At 50.3% G+C, this 24,741-nt stretch carries 21 protein-coding genes and 1 tRNA gene; 10 read left to right on the forward strand and 12 right to left on the reverse strand.

Translation table 11 applies throughout. From position 1 onward, the window contains the following. Positions 1-354: 354 nt before the first annotated feature. The 4 genes from AC2215_RS27545 to AC2215_RS27560 form a co-directional block, all read right to left on the reverse strand. Positions 355-1,047, reverse strand: coding sequence for a response regulator transcription factor (locus AC2215_RS27545; protein ID WP_486813242.1), 693 nt, complete (start codon positions 1,045-1,047; stop codon positions 355-357). A 228-nt stretch (positions 1,048-1,275) separates the two neighbouring features. Continuing rightward, complete coding sequence (locus AC2215_RS27550; RefSeq protein WP_486813243.1) at positions 1,276-3,579, reverse strand: NACHT domain-containing protein; 2,304 nt, start codon at positions 3,577-3,579, stop codon at positions 1,276-1,278. Between the two features lie 454 nt (positions 3,580-4,033). Further along, entirely contained in the window at positions 4,034-5,770 is a 1,737-nt protein-coding gene (locus AC2215_RS27555; RefSeq protein ID WP_486813244.1) for an EAL domain-containing response regulator, read from the reverse strand. 226 nt (positions 5,771-5,996) lie between these two features. Continuing rightward, positions 5,997-8,558, reverse strand: a complete 2,562-nt coding sequence (locus AC2215_RS27560; protein WP_486813245.1) for a PAS domain S-box protein — start codon at positions 8,556-8,558, stop codon at positions 5,997-5,999. 349 nt (positions 8,559-8,907) lie between these two features. Between AC2215_RS27560 and AC2215_RS27565 the strand changes: the two genes are divergently transcribed. After that, the gene (locus tag AC2215_RS27565) at positions 8,908-9,249 is read left to right on the forward strand and encodes a hypothetical protein (RefSeq protein WP_486813246.1); all 342 of its coding nucleotides are present in this window, start codon (positions 8,908-8,910) and stop codon (positions 9,247-9,249) included. Positions 9,250-9,402: 153 nt separating this feature from the next. Here the strand turns inward: AC2215_RS27565 and AC2215_RS27570 are convergent, their stop codons facing one another. Further along, positions 9,403-9,768: a single-stranded DNA-binding protein gene (locus AC2215_RS27570; RefSeq protein ID WP_486813247.1), complete on the reverse strand. Its 366-nt coding sequence runs from the start codon at positions 9,766-9,768 to the stop codon at positions 9,403-9,405. 589 nt (positions 9,769-10,357) lie between these two features. Between AC2215_RS27570 and AC2215_RS27575 the strand changes: the two genes are divergently transcribed. The 4 genes from AC2215_RS27575 to AC2215_RS27590 all read left to right on the forward strand — a co-directional run bounded on the left by AC2215_RS27575 (position 10,358) and on the right by AC2215_RS27590 (position 13,419). After that, complete coding sequence (locus AC2215_RS27575; protein ID WP_486813248.1) at positions 10,358-11,362, forward strand: rod shape-determining protein; 1,005 nt, start codon at positions 10,358-10,360, stop codon at positions 11,360-11,362. Between the two features lie 6 nt (positions 11,363-11,368). Beyond that, complete coding sequence (gene mreC / locus AC2215_RS27580) at positions 11,369-12,223, forward strand: rod shape-determining protein MreC (protein ID WP_486813249.1); 855 nt, start codon at positions 11,369-11,371, stop codon at positions 12,221-12,223. A gap of 4 nt (positions 12,224-12,227) precedes the next feature. Beyond that, positions 12,228-12,791 (forward strand): rod shape-determining protein MreD, encoded by a 564-nt coding sequence (gene mreD, locus AC2215_RS27585; RefSeq protein ID WP_486813293.1) that lies wholly within the window; start codon positions 12,228-12,230, stop codon positions 12,789-12,791. A 232-nt stretch (positions 12,792-13,023) separates the two neighbouring features. Continuing rightward, a complete protein-coding gene (locus tag AC2215_RS27590; RefSeq protein ID WP_486813250.1) occupies positions 13,024-13,419 on the forward strand; it encodes a hypothetical protein in 396 nt (131 codons plus the stop codon). A gap of 22 nt (positions 13,420-13,441) precedes the next feature. On the opposite strand, the gene AC2215_RS27595 is transcribed toward AC2215_RS27590, so the two are convergent. Next, positions 13,442-13,849 carry a response regulator gene (locus AC2215_RS27595; protein WP_486813251.1) on the reverse strand — a complete coding sequence of 136 codons (408 nt, stop codon included), beginning with the start codon at positions 13,847-13,849 and terminating at the stop codon, positions 13,442-13,444. Positions 13,850-14,225: 376 nt separating this feature from the next. Here AC2215_RS27595 and AC2215_RS27600 point away from each other — a divergent pair. Both AC2215_RS27600 and AC2215_RS27605 read left to right on the forward strand, forming a co-directional pair. Continuing rightward, positions 14,226-14,297 (forward strand) — tRNA-Gln (locus AC2215_RS27600). A 119-nt stretch (positions 14,298-14,416) separates the two neighbouring features. Continuing rightward, positions 14,417-14,665, forward strand: coding sequence for a hypothetical protein (locus AC2215_RS27605; RefSeq protein WP_486813252.1), 249 nt, complete (start codon positions 14,417-14,419; stop codon positions 14,663-14,665). A gap of 431 nt (positions 14,666-15,096) precedes the next feature. Here the strand turns inward: AC2215_RS27605 and AC2215_RS27610 are convergent, their stop codons facing one another. The 3 genes from AC2215_RS27610 to AC2215_RS27620 form a co-directional block, all read right to left on the reverse strand. Then, the gene (locus AC2215_RS27610; protein WP_486813253.1) at positions 15,097-16,509 is read right to left on the reverse strand and encodes an aldehyde dehydrogenase family protein; all 1,413 of its coding nucleotides are present in this window, start codon (positions 16,507-16,509) and stop codon (positions 15,097-15,099) included. Between the two features lie 300 nt (positions 16,510-16,809). After that, a complete protein-coding gene (gene recJ, locus AC2215_RS27615; protein WP_486813254.1) occupies positions 16,810-19,158 on the reverse strand; it encodes a single-stranded-DNA-specific exonuclease RecJ in 2,349 nt (782 codons plus the stop codon). A 51-nt stretch (positions 19,159-19,209) separates the two neighbouring features. Then, entirely contained in the window at positions 19,210-19,620 is a 411-nt protein-coding gene (locus AC2215_RS27620) for a hypothetical protein (protein WP_486813255.1), read from the reverse strand. A 635-nt stretch (positions 19,621-20,255) separates the two neighbouring features. Between AC2215_RS27620 and AC2215_RS27625 the strand changes: the two genes are divergently transcribed. Next, a complete protein-coding gene (locus tag AC2215_RS27625; protein ID WP_486813256.1) occupies positions 20,256-20,456 on the forward strand; it encodes a hypothetical protein in 201 nt (66 codons plus the stop codon). On the opposite strand, the gene AC2215_RS27630 is transcribed toward AC2215_RS27625, so the two are convergent. The 3 genes from AC2215_RS27630 to AC2215_RS27640 form a co-directional block, all read right to left on the reverse strand. After that, positions 20,453-20,797 carry a histidine kinase dimerization/phospho-acceptor domain-containing protein gene (locus AC2215_RS27630; RefSeq protein WP_486813257.1) on the reverse strand — a complete coding sequence of 115 codons (345 nt, stop codon included), beginning with the start codon at positions 20,795-20,797 and terminating at the stop codon, positions 20,453-20,455. The genes AC2215_RS27625 and AC2215_RS27630 overlap by 4 nt on opposite strands. A 190-nt stretch (positions 20,798-20,987) precedes the next feature. After that, positions 20,988-22,541 carry a protein kinase domain-containing protein gene (locus AC2215_RS27635; protein ID WP_486813258.1) on the reverse strand — a complete coding sequence of 518 codons (1,554 nt, stop codon included), beginning with the start codon at positions 22,539-22,541 and terminating at the stop codon, positions 20,988-20,990. Positions 22,542-22,600: 59 nt separating this feature from the next. Continuing rightward, positions 22,601-22,966: a DUF4359 domain-containing protein gene (locus AC2215_RS27640; protein ID WP_486813259.1), complete on the reverse strand. Its 366-nt coding sequence runs from the start codon at positions 22,964-22,966 to the stop codon at positions 22,601-22,603. 211 nt (positions 22,967-23,177) lie between these two features. On the opposite strand from AC2215_RS27640, the gene AC2215_RS27645 reads away from it, so the two are divergent. After that, positions 23,178-23,315, forward strand: a complete 138-nt coding sequence (locus AC2215_RS27645) for a hypothetical protein (RefSeq protein ID WP_486813260.1) — start codon at positions 23,178-23,180, stop codon at positions 23,313-23,315. 26 nt (positions 23,316-23,341) lie between these two features. Further along, complete coding sequence (locus AC2215_RS27650) at positions 23,342-24,307, forward strand: pentapeptide repeat-containing protein (protein WP_486813261.1); 966 nt, start codon at positions 23,342-23,344, stop codon at positions 24,305-24,307. Positions 24,308-24,741: the final 434 nt, after the last annotated feature.

Below are 24,741 nucleotides of genomic sequence, written 5' to 3' on the forward strand. Positions count from 1 at the left end.
ATTAAAAATGCTGAGTGTAGAGAGCTTTGTGCAGTTGACAACTCGGTCGTTATTTATGCCGTGTCGCACTCGGGTCGTGGCTCTTTCTGGAGAAGAATCTTGGAGAAAACAAAGCACCCAAAACCTGCTGAATGCTCGCGAACGATCCAAACTCGCTCTTGACAAAAGAACTCGTAATTAGCAAATCGGGTAGGGCATACCCGCTCTTCAGCTTGGGAGCCAGTGCGGTCTTGGGGGTTTCCCCCATGAGCAACTGGCGTGGAGAATCCCACCTCTGAGTTCGACAACGCAAGGACTCTATTTTAAGTGGTATCGACGAACCCAGAATCCCCGTCTCGCGTTTAGCGGGGAGTATCAATGAGTGAGACCGTGCTCTAGGGCGTAGCGAACTAACTCCGTTCGGCTGTTGGTTCCCGTTTTGGCAAATAAGCGGCTGACATATTTCTCTACGTTCCGCACGCTCGTCTCCAGACGGCGGGCGATTTCTTTATTCATCAACCCTTCTGCCACCAATTCCAGAACGCTCTGTTCTCTGGGGGTAAAGTCAATTTGAATCGGAGGTGGCGTGGGGACGATCGTGTTGGGATTGCTCAGCATCTCCTTCAATTCTTTAATCTGACGCGCCAGGGTGGCCAGATCGATATTTTCTTCCGTTTCGGGTAAATCTTGGGAAGCCGTACGCCGTTCGAGTAAGTTTTCCACCACCGCTACTAACTCATCGGGATCGAAGGGCTTGGAAATGTAGGCATCGCAGCGAGCTTGATAACCCTGAATCCGATCGCTCGTCATTCCTCTAGCCGTCAGAAATACCACCGGCACCGGTTTAAAGCGAGGATCTTGACGCATTCGATCGAGGAGTTCGTAACCGTCAACACCGGGCATCATCACGTCGGTAATCACCAAATCCGGCTGGGTTTGTTGCACCATTTCCCACCCTTGCTCGCCATTGGTGGCCACATCGACGGTAAAGCCAAAGTTTTCTAAGTACGCTTTGACCCCTTCTCGCAAACCCGGCTCGTCATCCACCAGTAGCAATCGTTCTGACATTGGTATTCTTGATACTATTCGCGCCTATATTCCAGAATAGCGCCCTCAGTTGTCTATGAACAGGGGAGATTTCGGGAGCTTGGGAGGCTTCGGGCCCTTCGGGGGCTTGGGAGGTCGGGGAAGCACACAGAATAATCAACCGTACAATCAACCGTACGCAGTGGGAGCATCTTGCTCCCGTTTCCGCCGTTTCCGCCATTTCCCTCATTGCTCCCGTTTCTCCCATCCTCAAACAGCCTCTGGCAACTCAAATAATCGATCGAGACATTTCCAGGATGCTGAGGAGATGACCGAACGGGTTCCGAAGCAGTCAAGTAACAGTTGATGGGTGCGAACGTAGCCCTCTAAGATTCGATTGGCTTCGGGGGTAAACGATCGAGACAAATCGAGCTGGCGTTCCTCCAGCGCAATGTCTTGCAGGCGATCGCACCAAGCACGACCCGATTTTTGCCACCATTGACGAACCGTGGCATTTTTCCTGGAGGGTTGCGGCAATTGGTCTTTCAAATCTTCGATCGCCGCTTTTAAAGAGGGTTGTTCCCCTAACATCTCCTCTAAATCCAGGGCGAGGTGCAAAGTTCCCATGCGATTGGGGGCTAAGGTTGGGGAAATCGATCGCGCCACTTCCAGTGCATGAACCAAGGCTAAATCGATCGCCAAGTCCCCGGTGAATTCTCCGGCTAACCTCGGATCGATGGCAAGGGCTAAGGTCAGATCGCGCTTGACGGGATGTTCCGGTGATAGAGCCAAGGTGAGATAAAATGCCCGAATGGCCGCCGGGTGATAGGGGGCGCGCACGGTCTGAGATTTTTGCCCCACCCAGGCTAAATACCCGCATAATGTCTCGTTTGCCAGGATAGGGGCTTCGGCTTTGGCTTTCATGGCATCGAGTAACCCTTGCCAGTGGGGTAGGGGAAGCATCTCCGCGGCCAGCAAAAAGACTTCGTGCCATCGCTTTTCTTCGAGGTGGTTTGCGAGTTCCTCCAGCTTTCCCTCGTCGACATCGGCGACGATCGCCCGTGCGCTTAAATATTCTTGGAAGGTGAGGTGGGAGAAGGAATAGAGCGATCGCGCGCGTTCGACAATTAAACCATGCTGTCCTTCAATGGCTTTGAGAACGGCGGCACTATCGAAAGGTAATGCCATCGGATCGGTTTCCGGCAGAGTTTGCAGGTAATCGGCAATCAGTTGTTGGATCTTCGAGGTTTCAAAGAAATATTCTGCTCGATCGAAGGTGATTTGGGCGATTTGACCCAGGAGTTGCAGTTTTTGGGGTAAAGATAAATGGCGATAGGCACTATCTCGTTTGATGCCTCGGGTTTCATCCCAGCGCACTAACAGCAAATCGAGTCCCTGCTGGTACATTTGAGACCGAGCGGCGGGAAACTGACCGTTTACCTCAAACACCAAACAGGTGAGATTGAGCAAAATGGGAGTGACTGCCAGTTCCCGCAGCCGCCGATTTTGGGGCAGGGTGAGTTGTTCGAGAAACGATAGAGTTCGAACCCGTGCCGCTTCGGGAGAATGTTTGCCAATGGCGGCGAACCACTTTTTCGCAAAGGCTTCGACGCGATCGGGGGTGAAATCGGCAATTTCAACTTCTGTAAATCCGGTAAACTGGTATTCCCGTGCGGCAATGCGACAGGTGGCGACGATCGGATTTTGATAGTAGCGTTCGGAAAATTTCCGAATTTGGGCGACAACCCGATCGCCTTCAGAATCGGGCACTTCGTCTAAGCCATCGAGTAATAGAAAAATCCGTCCTTGAGCCAGCAGTGCCGTTACATCTTCTGGGGTCGCGCCATCCAAACCCAGTTCGAGGGTTAGATATTCAACCAGACCGAACTCCTGGTTTTTGCGGGCATCTTCGGCAAAATTTTTCAGGCGAATAAAGATGGGAACCTGTTGGGGATAAAGCGTACCGCGATCGCAACCGATCGCCAGATGCTGCAAGAACGTCGTTTTTCCCGAACCGGGTTTGCCTAACACCATCAATTTGGGATGGGTCTCGACGACTTCTAATCCCGGAACCCCGACGGCACGGATTTTGCCCAAACCCAAGCGATCGAATTCCGTGGGTTCGATCGCGCGCACCTCACTCAGATCGATCCAGCGTTGCCGGGTCATTTCTTCGAGAATATTCACCCGAACGTAGAGGTCGTCAATGTCAATGGGACGCGCGATATCGAGGAGTCGTAGCGTCCCGCATTGATGTTGGATTTTGGGATGACGTTGCGCTCGAATTCGTTCGACTAACGCCTCGATCGAGGTTGCGGGAATCTCTGGTGTGGAGAAAACTTCGGCAACTTTAGGTCGCTCGATAATTTCTTCAGGATCGAGTTCGAGATGAAAGCAAATCTCGACAAAAACATGTCGCGAAACGGGTTTTCCTTTAAAAAACTTCCAGATGGGTTGGCGCGTGTTCAGACCGACTTCCGCTGCGAGATATTCTTGCGTCCACTGTTTGTGGGCAAAAGCGGCTTTTGCTTTTTTGATTCCCTCCTCCGATGCGCGAAGCGAGCGTGCAGCCATAATTTTTTCGACCCTTAATTTCTGATAGCAATAGCAAAAAACTTATCCCAAGAAAATAGATGCTTAGATAAAAAAGGCTAAGGGGGAAAGGTTAAAAGGAAAAAAAAGAATAAATTCATAACTAAACCCTAGACATTGATTTGAGTTGCGAACGCGATTGGAGATATTTTAGACAAAAATATTTATTAAATTCTGTAGATTTACCAGTTATTTGCACTATAAATTATTCGTTTATATCCGAGCCGGTTAAATGATCGTCATACGCCAAATTTACGGATAGTTTTCCTCCCCTGCGGCCTCTGCCTCTCCTGCCCTCAACCCTTCATTATGGTTATAGCAATTCTCGCCTCTTATGAGGTACACCCAAATTCTATTTCCTATTCCCCGTTCCCTAAAACCAGAAACTCTGTACCTCATGAGGTGCGAGAAGCGCTATAATCAATCCGATTTGAGATTACACCGGTGTTGAGGTTAAAATTGGCGGCGCATCCATAAACTTTTCAAAGTCCGGAACGGACATCGGTTTGGCAAATAAGTATCCCTGCATTTCATCGCAGGTTTGCTGACTTAAAAAGTCTAGCTCGCTTTCGGTTTCGACGCCTTCAGCAATGACTTTCAAATTTAAGTTATGAGCCATTTGAATAATGGCACTCACAATTGCGGCATTTCGAGCTTCGTCCGTGAGGTTGCGAACAAAGCAGCGATCGATTTTTAAAATATCGAAGGGAAACTGTTGTAAGTAGCCCAGGGAAGAGTACCCCGTGCCAAAATCATCAATGGCAATTTGTACGCCTAACGCTTTTAAATCTTGTAACTTTTGTCGAGCGAGAGAGGCATCTTTGACTAAAATGCCTTCGGTGAGTTCGAGTTCGATGGATTTCATCTCCACCTTCTCTCCCTCCACGATGCCGAACACTCGTTCTGGCAAATCTGGTAAGTCAAACTGCCGACCCGAAACGTTAATCGCCATTAATAACGGTCCGAACCGGTGCCATTCTTTGGCTTGACGGCAAGCTTGCTGCAAAACCCATTCCCCAATGGGTACGATCGCCCCGGTTTCTTCGGCAATGGGGATAAAGCGTCCCGGAGAAATAATCCCTCGCTCCCGATGGTACCAGCGGACGAGAGCCTCTGCACCCACGACTTTTCGGGTGAGCAAACTCACCCGAGGTTGGTAGTAAACTTGCAATTCATCCCGTTCTAAAACATAGCGCAAACTGGTTTCGAGAGCCAATCGATCGGAGGCTTCGACTTTAAAGGTGGGGGTATAAAATTGATACTGGTTGCCCCCGCGCGCAATTGCCTCTTCCATCGCCAGAGCTGCTTGTCCGAGCAGACTTTCGAGTTCCGTACCGTTATCGGGGTAGAAGGTAATCCCCATACTGGCGGTGACAAAGACTTCTCGATCGTCAATGGTGAAGGGTTGCCGCAGACAATCGATGGTCGCTTGGGCTAAATCGATCGTTCGAGTGCGATCTCTCGCGCCGCTGGGAATACAGACAAATTGGTTTGTGCCCAAATAAGCCACGAGTTCTTCGGGCCCCATGCATTGTAGCAAACGTCGGGCCACCGCTTGCAGGAGACGATCGCCACAAGCCGGTCCCCAAGCCTCGATGGTCTGATTGAATCGATCTAAGGACACGTAGAGCATGGGAATCAGGGGGGATTCTTCGCCATCGAGGCTTTGTCCCCCACCGATTCGATCGAAACGTTCTTGGAGAGACAGTCGGTTGGGTAACCCCGTCAGACTGTCGTAGTGCATCAAATAGTTGAGTTGCTCTTCTTTAATCTCGATTTCTTTGATGTAGTAAGCGTGGGTGGCCGCTTTTTTCTGGAGTTGCGCGTCGATGGCACCGAGGAGTTCGGCGCGGGTAAAAGGCTTGGTGAGATAATCATCCGCCCCGAGTTCCATTGCCAACCGGAAATCGCCTTTGGCCGATTTTGCCGTCAGGAAAATAAACGGGATAGTGGTTGTGGTGGGATTTTGGCGAATCAGTGCCAACACTTCATACCCGTCAAGTTTAGGCATCGTGACGTCGCACAAAATGAGATCGGGAATTTCTGCTTGTGCCAACTCATATCCCTGTTTGCCCTCTCGGGTTCCAATTGCTTCATACCCCTCGGCTTCTAGAATTTCTAGAATACTATCTCGGATGGAGTCGTTATCTTCAACAATCAGGATTCTGGTCATAGTACGGGCATCGTGGGGAAATCAATCTGGGGTCTTCTTACCTTTATCGCTGACTTCTTATCTTCTCAAGGTAACATTATGGTAAAATAACCGCCAATCTAGCTTCTCTATTTCTAGGGAGTTTGCCAAGCTTTTACACATTTTCTGCACGTTGTGGGGAGCAATGTACAATTATCCTGAGAGCTTGGTCGTCGCGCGAGATGACGAAGATCGTTAAGGTTCAATTTTACGATGCAATCGGAATTTCGATCGTAAATTCTGTACCTTTTCCGAGGCTAGATTGACACTTCAATTTTCCTCGATGTTTTTGAGTGATAATTTGATAGCTAATAGACATTCCCATTCCCGTCCCTTTTCCGACGGACTTGGTTGTGAAGAAGGGATCGAAAATTCGAGAACGAACGGATTCGCTCATTCCCACACCATTATCTTTAATCCGAATGACAATTTTTTTCGGCGTTTGCGTTCGAGAATTTCGCATTAGTTCGGTTTTGATTCTCACAACCGGAACGACGGACTTTACATCGCAAAAGTGAGAGTGTGTCTGGAAATTTTTAGCATCATCAATCGCATCGATTGCATTGGCAAGGATATTCATAAAAACTTGGTTGAGTTGTCCGGCAAAACACTCAATTTTGGGAATATCTCCATATTCTTTAATGACTTTTATTTCAGCGCGATTGCTATTTTCCTTTAAGCGACTGCTTAAAATCATTAAAGTACTATCGAGACCCGAGTGCAGATCGACTTCTTTTTTTTCCGATTCGTCTAAGCGAGAAAAGTTTCGTAAAGACAGAACAATTTCGCGAATTCGTTCCGTTCCGACTTCCATGGATAAGAAAAGCTTAGGTAAGTCTTCTTTGATAAAATTGAGATCGATTTCACGAACCATCTTTTGGATGCGATCGGACTGTTCCCCACAGTCTAATTCATACAAACTTAAGAGGCGGAAAATATCTAAAATGTAATCTCTCGCATGGGATAGATTACCATGAATAAAACAGATAGGATTATTGATTTCATGGGCAATTCCCGCTACAGTTTGTCCCAAAGATGACATCTTTTCACTTTGAACGAGTTTGAGTTGTGCCTTTTTGAGTTTGGTTAAAGTCTTTTGCAAATCTTTAGCTTGTTGCCGGAGTTTCGCTTCAGATTTCTTGCGTTCGGTAATATCGCGATCGATACCTCGATACCCTAAAAAGTTATCGAAGGCATCAAAAAATGGCACGCCATTGGTTTCCAGCACAATCGAATTTCCATTTTTGTGCTTGCTAGTATTTTCGAGCCGGATAATGGGTTTTCGTTTGGCAAACTTTTCTTGAATAATTCTTGCCGAATTTTTCTTGCAATTGGTTTGTTTTAAATCGAATACTCTCGTTCCCAATATTTCTTCTGAACTGTAGCCGAGTACCGAGTGAATTTGCGGACTAACATATGTATAAACTCCCTCTGCATTCACTTCCCAAATCCAATCGCTGGTGGTTTCCACTAAATTTCGGAATCGTTGTTCGCTTTCTTGCAATGCCACTTCTGCTAAGACGCGATCGGTAATATCATGGGCAATTCCCACCACCGATAAAACTCGACCGCTCGAATTTCGCACGGGAGATAAGTTAGACGAATGCCATCGCCAAGTTCCATCCTGATGTTTGATTCTGTACTGAATTTTTGATTGCTGCTTTCGAGGGTTGGTCACAATATTCGTCATTGCATCTTGACAAATATGTAAGTCATCGGGATGAACGAAAAGCGTGTAAGGTTTTCCCTGGATTTGGGCAAGACGATGACCTAAGATATCGCTCCAGTTGGGAGAAACGTAGGAAAAAAGACTGTCGGGGGTTAATAAATAAATAATATCGTTAGCATTTTCAACCATCGAGCGAAATTTGGCTTCACTTTCTCGAAGAGCTTGTTCTGCCACCTCGCGATCGCGAATATCGCGCACGAAGGCATAACTATATTCAAGCTCGTTAAATTGTAAATACTGAAAACTGACTTCGACCGGCAAAGTTTGACCGTTTTTTTGTCGATAGGAGGATTTTAAAGTAAAAGCCCCCTCACTCTTTAAAATCTCCCAATATTGCTGCCACGTTGAATCGGGAAAATTCGGATCGATCTCCGATAAACTCATCGATAATAGCTCGGTTTGAGAATACCCAAAAATCTGACAAGCCGATTGATTCACCCGCAGAAATTCTGCGCGAGCGTTCATTAAAAAAATGGCATCGGGCGATCGCTCGATCGGAAACTCAGTCAGTTGCAGTTGCTCCCGAGTCTGCTGGAGTTCCACCGTCCGTTGCTCGACTTGCTGCTCGACTTCTTCCCACGCCTGTTGCAGCGTATCTTCTGCAGATACCCGAGCGGTGATATCCATAATTAACCCATCCCAGAGGATTTCACCGTTAGGTTGTCGTTCCGGAACCGCTCTCCATTTCACCCATTTCACCTTCCCCGACGGCCAAATCAACCGTCCCTCCCAGTCCCATAACGTCAACTGCGTTGCTGAACTCTTCAAAGCGCGATCGAACTCTTTAATGTCCTCTGGATGAGGCATTTGCAGTAACACCCGCGCATCCGATCGGATCGCCTCTGACGTCGCCCCCAAAATCGATTGGCAATCCCTAGAAAGAAACGAAAAACTCACCGAGTCATCTAACTTTTGAATGCATTGGAAGATCGCACCCGGTACGCTTTGAATAATTCGCTCCAAACGGGAATCGAGCGATCGAGAGCCGTGGGAGTTGTGCATTGTTGTCTCGATGCCCTCCAAAAGAATTACCGTTCCCATTATTATGGCGCGTTCCCCTTCCTCGCCAGAATCCGCATTGAAAAGTTTTCTTCCCTGGAGGGTTGGCTTCCCAATTCAAGCAGTATCGCGCTAGCGATACAACATGGGGTTCGCCCGTCGTGTTAGCTTACCTAAAAGGGAAGCTAATACATTTGGGTCAAAAACGTTCGGATTCTCCTCAAGTTTGAGTGTAGAAGTAATTAAGAGCCGGAACGATAATTTTGCCGTGCCGTAAATTTTGGGTGAGAGCGGTCTTGAAGACTGAGTGACTAAAATCCGCGCCGTGCAGTAGCGAATGCCGTTGCCGCGCGATAGCGACTCACACGAACATGACAGGAGGTCACAGAAGATGGGAAACCCGCAACAGAAAGACTTAATCGGGACGATCGAACTGTCCCCAGGGGTTGAAATTCAAGCATTCGTGCCCAAAGAACACATTCCAGCGTTGCGAGCGGGGTTTGCATTGTTTCCAGCGAATCCCCGATGGAGTGCGTTAAAGTTTCAGGCTTGGAAAAGCGGTCGTCGATTGCGCCAAGCTGTCGATCGCGGCGAGACTTACGTCAGCGATCGGTATTTAGTACTCGTGGCTCAGGAGAGAGCTGTCGAACCCCCGCAACCCAGACAACCCATCGAAGCCTGTTTGAGCGCCGTCAAGCGGTTGTTGGGAGAGCGCTCCTATGCAGGATTTTAATGATCGTCGACCCTGGATTTTTGGAGTTGAGTTGAGGGGGAAGATGACTCCTCTCGGGTAAGCGGGGTGCGCCAAAACGTGAGACTCCGCAGTCTTTTCCCCCATGCTCTTCTCCTGTCTGTCAGGGATTTAAGATCGCCCGGTTCGGGGAAGCTAAAACTCATCCATATCGCTGTAACCGATGGAATTCGGTTCGTTATCGCGCTTAGACCCCAGCAGATCGAGCTTGTCGACTTTAATCACCGGAGAAGAACGGCTCGCTCCCGTATTGCGATCGCTCCAGGTATCAATTTTCAGCGCCCCTTTCACCCCAATGAGCGAACCCTTACGAACGTAATTGGCTGCCACCTCAGCCGTCTTGCCCCACAATTCTAAATTGAACCAGTCGGGTCGATCGCTATTGCGAGTGGGTCGATTCACCGCAAGACTCAACCGACATTTGACGCTCCCGGATTCAAAATACCGTACGTCGGGATCTCCACCCACTCGCCCTACGAGGGTTACCACATTCAGACTCATAATTTTAAGTTGAAAGTCGATAGTTGAATTATCCTTCAACTTCGATTATGACGTATTTTATGCCAGTTCGGGTTAGGGATGTTCGCGGTGTGGGCAGGCGATGTTGATTCGGAATCTGTTGGGAGAGAGTCTCGATCGCACTCGAATGACACCGCCCAGAATCAAGATCGATCGGGTCGTCACCCTACACCCCACAGATCGATCGCCCCACCGATCCACATTCAACATCCAATAGACATCTCGCGACTGGACTTCTCGCAAAAAACATACTAAGATCCACCTCGATCGCCATTACCGTAAGGCAAACAATAAAGAGTGACGCTCAAACGCTAAGTCCGGTCGAACCTCCGGTTTAACCGTCATCCCAGACTCAAGTCTAGGCGAACTCCATCGGGGAAGAATGTATTCTATATCAGTCAATTGCAGGGAATCCAAACTGAAAACTCCCCTGCCGTTACTCTTGCGGTGTAGCCAAACCTAAAGTGTTACAGTATCCACTCGATCGCTCGCGAGCGGTCACACACAAAAGAAATTCCTTAGGGGGACCTAGTTCGTGGGATTATTAAATCGCTTTTCACTCTCTAGAGATATGGGTATCGATCTCGGTACCGCCAACACGTTAGTCTATGTCTCTGGAAAAGGGATCGTACTCCAAGAGCCTTCGGTGGTTGCCATCGATCAGGATGATAAACTACCGTTGGCTGTCGGTGAAGATGCCAAAAAAATGCTCGGTCGGACCCCCGGTAACGTGGTGGCATTGCGCCCTTTACGAGATGGTGTGATTGCCGATTTCGATACCGCAGAGCTGATGCTCAAGCATTTCATTCGCCAGGTTCACGAAGGAAGAACCCTGGTTTCCCCTCGAATCGTCATTGGGATTCCCAGTGGTGTCACGGGGGTGGAGCGTCGAGCGGTGATGGATGCCGCGCTCCAAGCTGGTGCTCGGGACGTACGCCTCATCGACGAGCCGGTTGCTGCCGCCATCGGTGCGGGACTGCCGGTTGCCGAACCGACGGGAAACATGATTATCGATATCGGCGGGGGAACGACGGAAGTCGCCGTGATGAGTTTGCAGGGGATCGTGTTGAGCGAGTCCGTGCGGGTGGCTGGAGACGAACTGAGCGAGTCGATCGTTCAGTACATGAAGAAGGTTCACAACTTAGTGATCGGGGAACGGACCGCTGAGGAAATTAAAATACAAGTGGGTTCGGCCTATCCCACCCATGAAGATGATGAGTTGATGGACGTGCGCGGTTTGCACCTGCTTTCGGGTTTGCCCAGAACCGTGACCATCAAAGGTCCCGAGATTCGCGAGAGCATGTCAGAACCGCTCTCGGTGATTATTGAAGCGGTCAAGCGCACCTTAGAGCGAACACCGCCGGAACTGGCCGCCGATATTATCGATCGCGGTATTATGCTCGCCGGTGGGGGAGCGCTGCTGAAAGGTTTGGATACCTTAATCAGCCACGAAACGGGAATTGTCACCCACGTGGCGGCTGACCCTCTCAGTTGCGTCGTCCTCGGAACCGGGCGCGTTCTGGAGAATTTCAAGCAGTTGGAGCGAGTGTTCAGCGGTCGCTCTCGCTCGATGTAAACACCCATGAAGGGAAATTCGATCTACGTGTTTCGTCGCTGGTGGGAACGGTACGGGGTGCAAACGGTACTGACCGTGTTAGCTTTAGTAGCAGCAGGGCTGATTCGGCACACCCATGGTGCAGTCTTGTTTGAAATGTATCAAGCCCTTGCCCGTCCGTTTGAAGCGGGCCCCGAGCAACAAGAGCAACTCGTGAACGCTCGTATTCGGGAACTCGAACAGCGTTTGGCAGAACAGGAACGTCAAAATCAATCTCTCCAGCAGCTCGTCGATGCGGTGGGCGATCGCGATCTGCCGCCGGTTTTCGCCCCGGCGATCGGTCGTAGCGCCCATCACTGGTGGAATCATATTATCTTGGGTCGCGGTCGTCGGGATGGTTTGAAGAAAGGATATATCGTCACGGCCCCCGGTGGTTTAGTGGGTCGGATTGCCAGCGTGACCGATCGCACCAGTCGGGTATTGCTGATTAGCGATCCCACCAGTCGCGTCGGGGTGACCATCAGTCGCAGTCGTTCCATGGGCTTTCTCCGAGGTCAGGGCACCGAGCGGGCGGCGATGGAGTTCTTCGATAAAGTGCCCGATGTGAAAGCGGGGGATACGGTCTTGACGTCTTCTTTGAGTCAGTTGTTTCCACCGGGAACCCCCGTCGGGATAGTGGAATCGGTGAAACTCAACGCCAGCCCAGCTCCCGAGGCGATCGTCAAGCTATCGGCCCCCATCGGAAATTTAGAATGGGCAATGGTCGAACCCAATCGCCCCCCCTCCAAGACTTCGAACCCAACCGCCTCCGAAGCGGAAGAAGAAGCCGCTGCAGAACAACCCGAAGAAGATAGTTTCGAAGATGGTTTCGAGGAAAACTAGCTTGATACCCCCTTTCGCTCGATGGCCGTCCTGGCTGCGTCAAGGACTCGACGCGAGCGTCACGGTGGGTTCTTTACTGGTGTGTTTGCTCTTGTTGCCTACCCGTTTGCCGGGGATGGAACTGTTGGGCATCGGGCCGAATTGGTTGCTGATTTGGGTGGTGGCTTGGAGTCTCAATCGCACGGTTGGGCAGGGTATCTTAGCTGGGTTGACTGTCGGCATCATCCAAGATGGGATGAGTTCGGCAGACCCCACCCATGCTGCGAGCCTGATCGTCGTTGGGGTGCTGGCGGCTCGATTGCAGAAACAGCGCTACATCCAGGAAGATTTTATTTCCGTGGCGCTGGTGGTGTTTGGTATGAGCGTCGTGGCCGAAACAGTGACGGCACTTCAGTTTAGTATGGAAACCCTGTGGGGGGATGCAACCGAGATGGGGCGATCGCTCTCAGATATTTGGACGTACCACCAGCGGGTGACGCTGGCGTCGGCGATTCTCAGTAGTCTCTGGGCACCGGCGATTTATTTCCCCCTGGAGCGGTGGTGGGAGAAGATGAATTTGTTGGAATAGAGGGCAATCGAACTTCAGTCTTGGGTCACAATGTCCCATGTCGGCATGGCTGGGCGACCACTGTCTCTCCCCGAATGCTTTCACCGTCCATAACAAGCCTGAAGATCGGGAGACTTGAAGACCCCACCACAAAAAACCCGATCTCAATTTTTCTGCGATACTGAAAACAATCCTCGATGTAAGAGACAATCTGCTTTGAGGTTTTTTCGGTTTAAATACGCAATTTTTGAAGATGCTGGGTACGTTTCAACAAAGTCATTTACGAGTTGAGGTCGAGGCTTCTGCCACGGCGATCCAACAAAGTTTGCTCTATCCCGATCGCCTCAAACAATGGTGGTGGCCGCAACAGCTCGCGACGGGATTGCCCGAACAACTCACTGAGGGATTGACTTTCACCAGTACCCTCGGTTTGGTGACAATCCAACATCACGTTGATGCTGTGGGAGATAATCACCTGCGGCTGCTGCTGAGTCAAGGCATCGATGGCTTTCACGAGTGGTACTGGGGCCAAGGATGGGTGCAGTCTCGTTTGGAAGGACTCTCCCTGCTGCCGTTAAATTTGGGGCAAACCCTGAGCTTGATGCGCCTGCGTCAGTTTGTCAGCGCGAGCGACTCGTCCAAGGGATGATGTTTTGTGGATGGAGTCGGGGTTAACTCTCAGAATCGACAGCCACTTCTGTTTGAGCGTATTTTCCGACCACTTGGCGTAATTGCTCGGCATCGAAGGGTTTGGTGAGATACTCCGTCGCCCCGGCCATCCGACCTTTGACTTTATCGAACGCTTTATCGCGAGCGGTGAGCATGATAATGGGTAGCTCTTGAAATTGGGGCAGGTTGCGCACGGTTCGACAGAGTTCTAAGCCGTCAATTTCAGGCATGGACACATCGAGCAGCAGCACAGAAATCGGCTCGTGGTAAATCAAGCTTAAAGCATCCAAGGCATTATCTTCTAATAGGACGCGATACTCCTCTCCCAAGGCTCGTTGGATCATTTGCTGGGTGATAGCGCTATCGTCCACTGCCAGGATGGTCTGGGTACGACCCTCGCTCGAAGACATAAAATTCCTCTCTTGTATGACTCATCTGACGAACTGCATTGAATGCGGTTGCATTACCCTGCAGGGTTTTATGAGCCGATGCTTTCTAAAGTAGAAGAAAGCCAACGACCCGCGAATCGTTGAAGTCTTTGTACTCTATCGATTCCGATAAAAAACAAACCCGCAGTTGTTTGGAAGCTGTCGGGTTGCTTCGGGCGACACCATGTAAGATGCGCGATTGTAATTCTATTATAGGTTTGGTTGGCCTCCGGTACATGGGTCGCCTCGGTCTCGATCTCCTGGTGAATGGGTCGCGTATTATTCGATCGCCGGATCTTGAAAAAAAGGCTTGACATCCTGGGGGAACCTACTGTTAATATATATAAGGTCAACGCAATGGGGCGTCGCCAAGTGGTAAGGCAGCGGGTTTTGGTCCCGCCATTCGGAGGTTCGAACCCTTCCGCCCCAGTTTTTTAAACTTACACCTAAAACCGAAGCATTTTTTGGAAAGATTGCTGGTAACTGAGTGTTACGGTTGAAGGACGATCGCCTCAAAATCTCTCTCCACATCCTTATTCCTTCCAACTCATGGCAGTCACCTTCGCACAACTTGGCATCCCCTTCCCTCTTTTTGCCGCACCGATCGATGAGACTACAGACTATGTGGGGGCAAAGGTTTGCAAGCTCTGTGGCATTCTCCAACCCCATACGTTTCGTGTCGATGCTGTGATGATACCGTGTTCGTCTTGCAACAGTATCAATGCCGATGCACCGAAAACGCTTTCTGGCGAAGATATTTTACCGGGATTTATATTGGATTTAGCAACGATTTGGTGAGAGAAATCCTCAGTGGATAGTAGGGTTCAAGCGCACAGCCATGCCGTTTCGCTTTGCAACATGAATTGCGTAGTGTCTTGAGAGGAGAAGGCTACACAGCCATTTACCGTCAGGATTCAGCAGCTTCAGTAGATCCCCCTCCCGTCCCCCTTAAGAAGGGGGAAGCCATAGGATGCTTGCGCTGTTAGTTTGTCCGGGAAGCCATAGGATGCTTGTGCAGTTTGTTGATTTTTCTAGTTCCCCCTTATGAAGGGGGGTTAGGGGGGATCCATAGCCCTTCGTCATCAGTTGATTTAAAATCTCCCAGAAATAGGTTTTTTCCATTCCCCATTCCCCATGACGGAAGAGATGTAATCATACCAGCGCGAACTGCTATCAATCGATTCGACCTGAATTCTTACCGTTGACTTCTGCATGAGATCGCTCTAAAACTAAAACCACCACGGATTGGCAACCGATGCGGTTTTCACAAACAAGGCTTTCCGACGCAAAAATCGCCGCAGGGAAACGACCCCCATCCGCGAACCCCCCAAACCGGAAAATTTGAACGAGTTTTTCTCCCCTTCGTGAATAAATCCTGTCAATCCGGCATCGTTGATACTAATTCCCCCAGCATCGATTTTGCTAGCGATGGCAAGGGCTTCAGCTTCAGAACCGGCAAATACCGCCCCGCTGAGTCCGTAGTCACTGTCATTGGCAAGGCGAATCGCTTCTTCGACGGTGGCAAAGGGCATGACAGGCATTATCGGACCGAAGGTTTCTTCCGTCATCACCTTCATTTGATGACTAACTCCGGTAAGTACCGTGGGAGGACACCACCATCCCCCACCGCGTTCCTCTACCTTGCCGCCACAGCGGATCGCCGCCCCCTTTTCCGCAGCATCTCGCAGGTGTTCGGCAATTATTTTCGCTTGAAATTCAGCGATAATCGGTCCGATTTGTCCGTCTTCGGGATTGGGGTATGCCAGTTTTAGGGTTTGGGCTTTGGCAACGAGACGATCGACAAATTCCTCAAATACCGCTTCGGCAACGTAAATTCGTTCGATCGACAAACAAGATTGCCCCGTATTCACCACCGAACCCCACAGCAAGGCAGAAGTGGCCAAATCGAGATTTGCCGATTCCAAAACGATCGCCGGATCTTTACCACCCAACTCCAAAAACGCGGGGACAAACTGCCCTGCAGCGGCTGCGGCAACTTTGCGCCCAGTGGCGACGCTGCCGGTAAAGCAAACTAAATCCACTTGTTCGATTAAAGCGGCCCCCGTTTCCCCTGCCCCTTGGATATAACCGAGAACCGATCGCAGTTCGGGAACCGCAGCCAGAGTTTCCATCAGGGGTTCCACAAAGCGGGGGGTAATTTCGCTGGGTTTGACGATCGCTCCACACCCAGCTAGCAGGGCGGGAATGGCATCGATTAACGATAGCAGCAGGGGAAAATTCCAGGGACTGATGATGCCGACGAGGGGGTAGGGAACCCATTGCTGTTGCAGTTGGATGGTGGGCATGGCAGTGGGTTGGGCGGTGTCGGCAGTGAGGAATTGCGGCGTTAACCGACACCAGCGATCGAGACTGGAAATGACCCCATCAACTTCCATCACCGACTCCGTCAGCCGTCCCGTATCGGCTACCAACGCCGCCACGATCGCCTCTTTTCGATCGAGAAGTGCCTGTTTCCACTGCTGCATCACCTCAATTCGCCCTTCAACCCCCAGTTGCTGCCATGACGGTTGGGCTTGGCGCAAATTGGCGCAGACTTGCCCCAGTTCTTCGGCGGTGGGGGGTGTTATCTCGTAATCTGGGATGCCGGTACGGGGATTGCGAACGGGAATGGCTGGGTTCATGTTTTTTCGGAATGCGGAATTCGGAATACGGAATTCGGAATATGCGCAGGCTACACCAACAGAAGGCGGAATGATATCAAATCCGGTTGATTAACCATAATTAAGGGTTGAGGTCAGAGGAGGCCTGGGATGCAGAGGAAGCAGGGGAGGAGGACTATCCGTAAAGTTGGCGTATTATGGTCCTTTAACCAGATCTGATATGAAATGGGACAGATCGGGGTAGTTCGGGTCGGTGGGCAATTGAACCGTCGGCGTATGAATTGAATCCCGATCGAGAAAACCTGCCTACCCTACAGCTTACTATTCCTGACGACATGGTGATTGCGATAAAGCCGTTATCGATCGCACCATTTCTAACGGAATTTGGGAAAAGTACTGGCGGCGGAATTGCTCTTCGCGAACGGCTTCGAGAAATGGATCGATGTCGATCGCCTCTTTTATTTGCGCTGAGTCGGGGGAGAAGGTGAAGGCGAGGGAGCCTTGTTTTTGATTGACAGAAAAGCCAATTTTTGATAAGTATTCAAAGCCGATTTCCAGCGATCGCTTGCCGATGCCCAACTTCTGACAAAGCTGCCTAGAGGTTGCCGATTCTCCAGTCCGGGCGAGAAACTTGGCAATGCCCACCAACTGCTGCCACACTCGTTCCGGGGGGATGGGTTCTGGAGGAGGATAGCCGATCGCAACGGGAAATTCTCCTGCTCGATCGCGGGAATTGACGGCGTTTCGCAGCCACGATCGCAACTCATCCCAACTCGCCGGACAAGCTTCGAGAACCCGAACGTCGTCGGTTTGTATTTCCTCAGACCCGCGCCAGTCGAGAATTTCTACGCCGGAATCCGCCGCTTGCCCCAACACCCACCCTTCCAGTTTCGATCGCACGGCAATTAAGCGTACTTCGTAGCGACGATTGAAGGTATTGTAGTCGAGTTCGACGATCGCATCGCAGCGACCGGTGGGAATTTCATCTTTGTAGTGACCCCACCAAATGCCGGGAAATCCCCGATCGGTTAATTCGTCCCAGATGCAAAACTCGGTTTTGATGTATTTAACCTTGCGCCCTCTTGAGTCTTTAATGTTGCGATGCCAAATTCGATCGAACCAGCAATCTCGAATCAGGAGTTTGGGAACTGGATTTCCCATACCGCAGGGTTCGAGATGTTTCAACTCGCGAAATAACCCCTGTCCCAACTCCGCCACCGTCACCTGTAAATCTGCTTCGACAACTGCCCCAAGCGTATATTCCCCAGCATCGATTTTCTGACGCAACTGGCGGTTGATGCCTTCCACCAACAACGGGATATTCTCCACGGTTAAACTCAACCCCGCCGCAAAGGGATGACCGCCAAACCGGTGCAGGAGGTGGGCTTGAGACTTAACCAGTTCGTACAAATCCACGCCATTCACCGATCGCGCCGAACCTCGGGCAAATTGCGCCGTTGTTTCCCCCAAATCCCCACCATCGCGACTGAGTAAAATGGTCGGCCGTCCGTATTCCTGGGCTACCTGTCCGGCCACCAAACCCAACACCCCAGGGGCCCACTGGGAATCTTCGAGAACGATGGCGCAGGTGGTGGATAAATCCAGTTGGGAAAGCTGCTGCCGAACCTGCTGGGTGACATCCCGTTGCAATTCCTGGCGGCGGGCGTTTGCCAGTTCCGTTTCTAGGGCCAACTCGTTGCAACGCCCGGTATCCCGACTGGTGAGTAACTCGACGCAAAAAGATGCATCCCCCTGAATCCGGCTGACGGCATTAATTCGGGGGCCGAGTCCGAACGAAATATCCGTGGGTCGATCGCCGGTTCGCTTGCACAACTCCAGTAATTTCGCCACGCCGGGACGGGTGGGATTGGTCAGTTGCTGTTGCAGTTTGCCAATTCCCATCTGCGCCAGGTAGCGGCAATCCCCACTCAGTTGCACCAAATCGGCAATCAACCCGATCGCCACTAAGTCTAATAACCCTTCGAGGGGTTGTTGGGGAACGGTTGGGAGAGTCAGGTAGAGGGCTTCAACGAGTTTGTAGGCGACGGCAACCCCGGAGAGATGAAATAGGGGATGAGTTTCGGGGAGATAGCGAGGATTGATAATTGCCACCACGGGAGGGCGATCGTCCGGTAGGGTGTGGTGGTCGGTAACGATCGTCTCGATGCCTCGGCGGTTGGCGTATTCGATTTCCTCGAGGTTGGTACTGCCGGTGTCGCAAGTGACGATGAGTTGGGTTCCCGCATCGGCGAGGCGATCGATTCGGGCGCAGTTCAAACCGTGGGATTCCTTAAGGCGATTGGGAATGTAGTAATCGAGATGTTGGGTCTCGAAAAATTGCCCCAATCCTTCTAGCAATACCGACGTTGATGTAATCCCATCGGCATCGAAGTCGCCCCAAATCGCAACGTTTTCCCCCCGATTTCTGGCTTGCCCCAAGCGTTCCACCGCCTGGTGCATTTCTAAGCCGAACTCGAAGGGATCGGTACGGGTATAGCGTTTGGGATCGAGAAATCCCGGCAATTGGTTCAAATCGCGAACGCCCCGATTCCACAGCAGAGTGGCGAGGTGTTGGCAGGTTTCCCCCCCGAACTTCTGCACGGCTTGTCGGAAAGCTTCAGGGGGTTCGACGGGAGGAACGAGTTGCCATGTGGCGTTTGCAGAAACCATAGACCGGGATTTTAACCCTAGGGATTCGTTCGGGCAGGAGGCTTGCCGAGATTACAAGGCAGGTTCTACAACCTTCGCTTTCCCTCGCAACGGCGGCGCGGCGGCGGCCCCATAATTGATGCGGCAACCGATATTAAAAACACTTGCCCCGCATTCGAGGGGTACGATGTCTCCTTTAAGCATGGCGCTACAACTGACGTAACCGTCGGCGTTGGTATCTTCGATCATGCACTCGATGGGACGCGCGCCGGCACTCGACGACCAAACTCTCATACCTTGTTCGGCAACGAGATGATTCCAGAAGAAATCGAGGAGAAATACGCCCATGCCAACGGTTAAGAGTATACCCGCAATTAACCCCGCTCTAACTTTCCAGTTGCCGAAAAAGTTGCGGATGCTGGCTTGCATTTTGGCGATCGGACCTGAAACTTGGGGGGTGGATTCTTGTGGTGCTTCGGACATAGGAGCGCCTCTTGAATATATTAGAAAATTTTAGAAAATATTAGGTCAATCTTAGGTCGGGAGTGACTCGAATCGGGCGATCGCAACGCCACTGGGATTCGGATTCAGCACTAGAGTTACTCTAACATTTCCTTTTTGGGGGTTGCGTTCGGATTTCTCGCTCTAGACAGATCGTCGAGACCTCTTGAAAACAGAGCATTTTTGGGTTCTCGAATCGGGTGTGAGGGTCCGATCGCAGTAGCCATATCGGTTATGGCACAAGTGGCTGTGGGACGAGGTCGGACCGGAGCGGGGCGCGCGCATACGCAAGGGAACGCCGACCGTTGGGAACTGTCTTGAGCAGGAGAGGCAGGGGGAGAACAAACCCTTGAAATCTCGTGTAATTCCAATGCTCGATTCTCCTGCATGAGACGCTTCGCGAACGCATCGATTCTAAAAAGCATTCACCTGTCCCCGAGAGCTACCCTGGCTCTCCTCTACCGGTCTCCTAACGAACTCGACCGTGACAATCTGCGTAATGATACTCATTCAGAATGCGTGTTTTTATAAAAATTTTATATTATGATACGTGTAAATACGCAGACTGCGTAAAAATACGTACTATAATAATGCAGTCGAGTTGAAGCTACCTATCCATGTTGCCCCAACTGCAACTGCTACCCGATGCCCTTTCGGAAATTGTCGCCTCGGTTGCCGATACTGGGGTTCTGACCAAAACCGATCGCTATGGATTGATGACCGTATTATTAGAAGAATCTCTCGATGAAGAGTCTATTCTGGCCACCAATCGCTTGCTTCGAGGCGTTTTAAAAGGACGGATTAAAATCGCCGATTAAGTTCGACTTGATTTGGAAGGATCGGAACTCGTTCGAGGAGATCGTATTGGAGATAAAGTATCTGCCGAAGAATTCCAGTGATTTGGACGATTTAATATCTGTTCTTTCGGCTCGTTTTGACTCAATAACTCCTTCATGGTTCCGACCGCACCTCGAATATGTTGCAAGTAATATTTTCGATCGATTTGAGTGCCAAAGGTATCCTTTTGTGCGAGTAACTCTACTGACATCAAAATGGTGTTTAGAGATGTCCTAAACTCATGCAAGACATCAGTGAATTCATTGTGCGCGGTGGCAAGAGAATCGAGCGACTTTGGGTCGACTTGAGAGGATTTTGTCATGGGAATCTGTTGGTGTAGACGAGAAATATCTAAATGCAGATCGCATTGAAATGCCAATTACATTTAGGTCAAGAGGGATAGGAATCGAGTTTTTAAAAACAAAAACATCGAATTCTGGGAATTTATAGCATTACATAATATCAAATTCAACTGGGTCGATTCATCAATTTTCCGACCAGTCTGGGAACTGTCATAAGGGCAAGGGAGAATCTTGAAGTAAGTTCCAACATTTTTGGCATTTCTTTATCTTCTGAGCCATCGCTCCAATCTGCGATCGCCATTGCAGACCCCCTGCCCAGGCACGAGAGGGTAAATGTCCTACGGGGGCACGGCGATCGTATCTCAGACCCCGTTCTCCCGAGGCACTGCGGGCCACCGACCAACCCACCCGATCGCAAAACTCAATGTAGTCGCCATCGCACGCTTCATAAATTTGCTGCTGGACGCTCAATCCAAACCGTCCTTGGGAGTAAGCACTCCACAATCGATCGATCGTTTGTAAATCCTCGCAGGGAAGGCGATCGATTTCGTGCAGGTGCATGGAAGCATTGGCGGGTTTGTTGAGGGTGCGACAGAGCAATCGCCGAGTTTCGCGATCGGCCCCTTGCCATTTTTTCTGCTTCAGGAGCGATCGCAACGGTGCGTAATCGAGTCCCACAGCCGATTGCAACACTTCGTCCGGCACGAGTGGTTCCGCCAACCCCAACCAATTCGCCCATCGCGAACGCCGTTTAACCCGTTTTGGCTGGGTTTTTGGGGGTGTGCGCGCCAGGGATTGCGCCAGGGGTTTGGACAGGGTTAAATCGTTTAACACCGCTCGTGCGGACTGATAGCGGCGGCTGAGGGCATTTTCGAGCAGCTTGTCTAGAATCCCAGCCAGGCGATCGCTCACTTGGGTGTTTGGGGGGAGAGAATCTCGCCATTTCCAGCGATCGGTTATCAAGTCGAACAATTCCACCGGGGATTTAGCGGTGAGCAAATGGACGCAGGTTGCCCCCAAACTATACAAATCACTGGCGGGAAACACCTTGCCTCGATGCTGTTCCGGGGCCATATATTCCGGAGATCCGATAATCGTGCCAGTTTTTTGTTGGAAATGGGGGGCGCAAATTTTAGCAATGCCGAAATCAATTAACACCAGTTCGGGTTCTTGAGCAGGTTTGTCCCGTCGGATGTCAGCGGGAACTTCCGAAATGCGATCGGCGATTTCCCCTTTCAATGGGGCAACGCGACGCATGAGATTCGCGGGTTTGAGATCTCGGTGGACGATTTGACGCTGGTGGATAAACTCCAACACCGGCAACATCTCTCGCAACAGTTGCCAAATTTGCGCTTCGCTAAAAGCACCCTGCTGCTTCAACTCCTCGGAGAGCGATCGCCCGTTAATCCATTCTTGTACTAAATAAAGCTGCCCGTTAAACTCGAAATGCGCCAGGAGTTGGGGAATTTGCGGATGCTCCCCCAGTTCGTCCAAACGATTGGCTTCTTGCTGAAATAGAGCAACGACCTTTTCTTGGATCTCGGTCTCGTCGGTTTGGAAGTAAAGTTGTTTGATGACGCAACGGGGATGGGATGGGATGTCTTCATCAATGGCGAGAAACGTACGACCGAATCCCCCTTTGCCAATGGTCTGTAGCGGACGATATCGATTTTTCAGGCGCAAGGGCGTGCCGCAAGTCTGACAGAATTGAGTTGAATCGGGATTTTTGCGGCTGGTACATTGAGGGTTCGTACAGTAGCTCATTAATTTTCTCGCACGCTCTTGTGGAACCACCATTTAACCGACCCCACAGATGTACCCCATTACTTTAGCGTTTCGCTTTTGTATGTGTGAAATGTATTGAGAATGCCAAAGGTTTCAATCTGGTAGGAGGGTGTGAACGGAACAGGAGTGGATAATTTGGTTTGATAGATACTAAACACGCCAAAGTTTTGTCGCTGGGTCGATCGGGCGACAATTTGCTCCACAGGAGAACCACTGGTTTCGAGAAGGGAATTGCATTGGTCTTGTAAGAAACCAGCATCCTCGCAGACGTTATCGTTTAGATAGGTTTTCAGCGTTGATGCGGCATATTTTTCGTAGGCAGACTGCTTGGGGTTCGTCAGTGCCAACACCACACCCACTCCTAGCAATCCAAGGAGGGGTAGGACGAGGTTTATTTTTTTCACGGTAGTAATCCTATAACCTATTCGTGTTTTCCAGAGCGATATACTGCCAAAGGAACGAGCTTTTCGGGATGGATTGAGTTGCGCGCTTACCCCGATGCTAGTTCGGTCTATGGACTTAACTCCTTACTTCTATTGTGTCATTTGAAACGACGAACGACAGTTGGGGGTTAGATTGAATGCGGCAACATCTTGCGTTTGGATATCCCCAACGGTGATAATACAAACGTTAGCCGATCGCCCCTGGAGCGATTCAACACAGTACAAGATCGACAAACGCCCTCTGGATGCATCTCGCGATCGCTTCGATCGCCCGAACCACTTTCCCCGATCGCCGCGCTCGTTTTCTTAAATAGTCGTAAGATAGGAGTTCGAGACTTGGTAGCCAATGAAGAACACCTGAGCTTGCTCAAGCAAGGCGTTGCCGTATGGAATCAGTGGCGAAAGCAACACAGAAAGATCCGACCCGATCTGCGCGGTGTCGATTTGCGCGGCACGGATCTCAGAAAAGCCAATCTGGCCCGAGCAATTTTGTTTAAAGCCAATTTTTTCGGTGCCGACCTCCAAGGTGCGAGTCTCGATCGAGCGGTATTGTTCGGGACCAATTTCAGTCGGGCGAATTTGATTCAAACCAGCTTGACCAACACCGATTTATTCGATGCCGACCTCACGGGGGCTAAACTCAAACGGGCCAACCTGCGCAAAGCCGACCTCACGGAAGCCGACCTTACGGAAGCCGACCTTACCGGGGCGAGTTTAGTGGACGTACAAGCGGTCTCCACGAATTTTGAAGGAGCGATTCTGACCGGTGCTTGCGTTGCCGATTGGAATATTAACGATTCCACCCATCTTGAGGATGTAATTTGCGAGTGGATTTATCTCGATTCGATCGTCACGCCAACGGGCAAAATTCGCTTTCGAGAACGGCGACCCCAGGATTCGCAAAAAAACTTTGCCAACGGTGAATTTCTATCTCTATTTCAAGGGAATGCAGAAATAGTCGAACTCGTGTTTTCTCGGGGAATTGAGTGGGCGGCGTTTTTAGATATTTTCCAACAGATCGAGCGGGACTTAAAAGAGCAAACGATTTCCATTCAAGCCTTTGAAAAAAAATCCGAACAGTCGTTTTTGATTCGCTTAGAAGTTCCAGAAGAATGTGACGGCAAAGAAATTGAAACCTATTTTCAAAAAGAATATGCATTAAGATTAAAAAAACTCGATCGCGCAACTCAAAAAGATTCAAAATCTTCCGACAATAAAAGCTCGACCAAAAAACGAAATAAGTGCGCGAACTTACTCGAGATTGCGCGTATTTTAGCCAGGTACCAACATTCTCGAAGTTAGAATTGCAAGTTGGATTTTCAAGAAAAGAGGTCTGCCTTGAGACTCCATAGAACTCGATCGCGTTTTATTTTGCGAAGCGAAAAGTAAGCATTCAGCTATCAGCCGTCAGCCTTCAGCTTGTTGCAGACCCCAAAAGCTTTAAATTTAAACAGACTCGCAGGTTCAGACGATGAATTTTATCCGTCGAGACAACCCAGATTAAACTAATTTATGCGGCATTTTCGTTCAAAGCTGATAGCGGATAGCAAGCGTGCTGAATGCTTACGGTTGTAATTCTCGATCGAGTCATAGTTGTGCAACCGGATTTGAGAGCGCCCATCCCGAGAAGCAGCACAGCAGAAATAATTACCGAGCTCTCAACCGCTGAAAGCTATATACAGTCAGCCTTTTTAATTGTTAATGCGCGCATTTTTAATTCTGCGTAGCAGCACTAG

It is taken from the genome of Zarconia sp. (assembly GCF_057467645.1).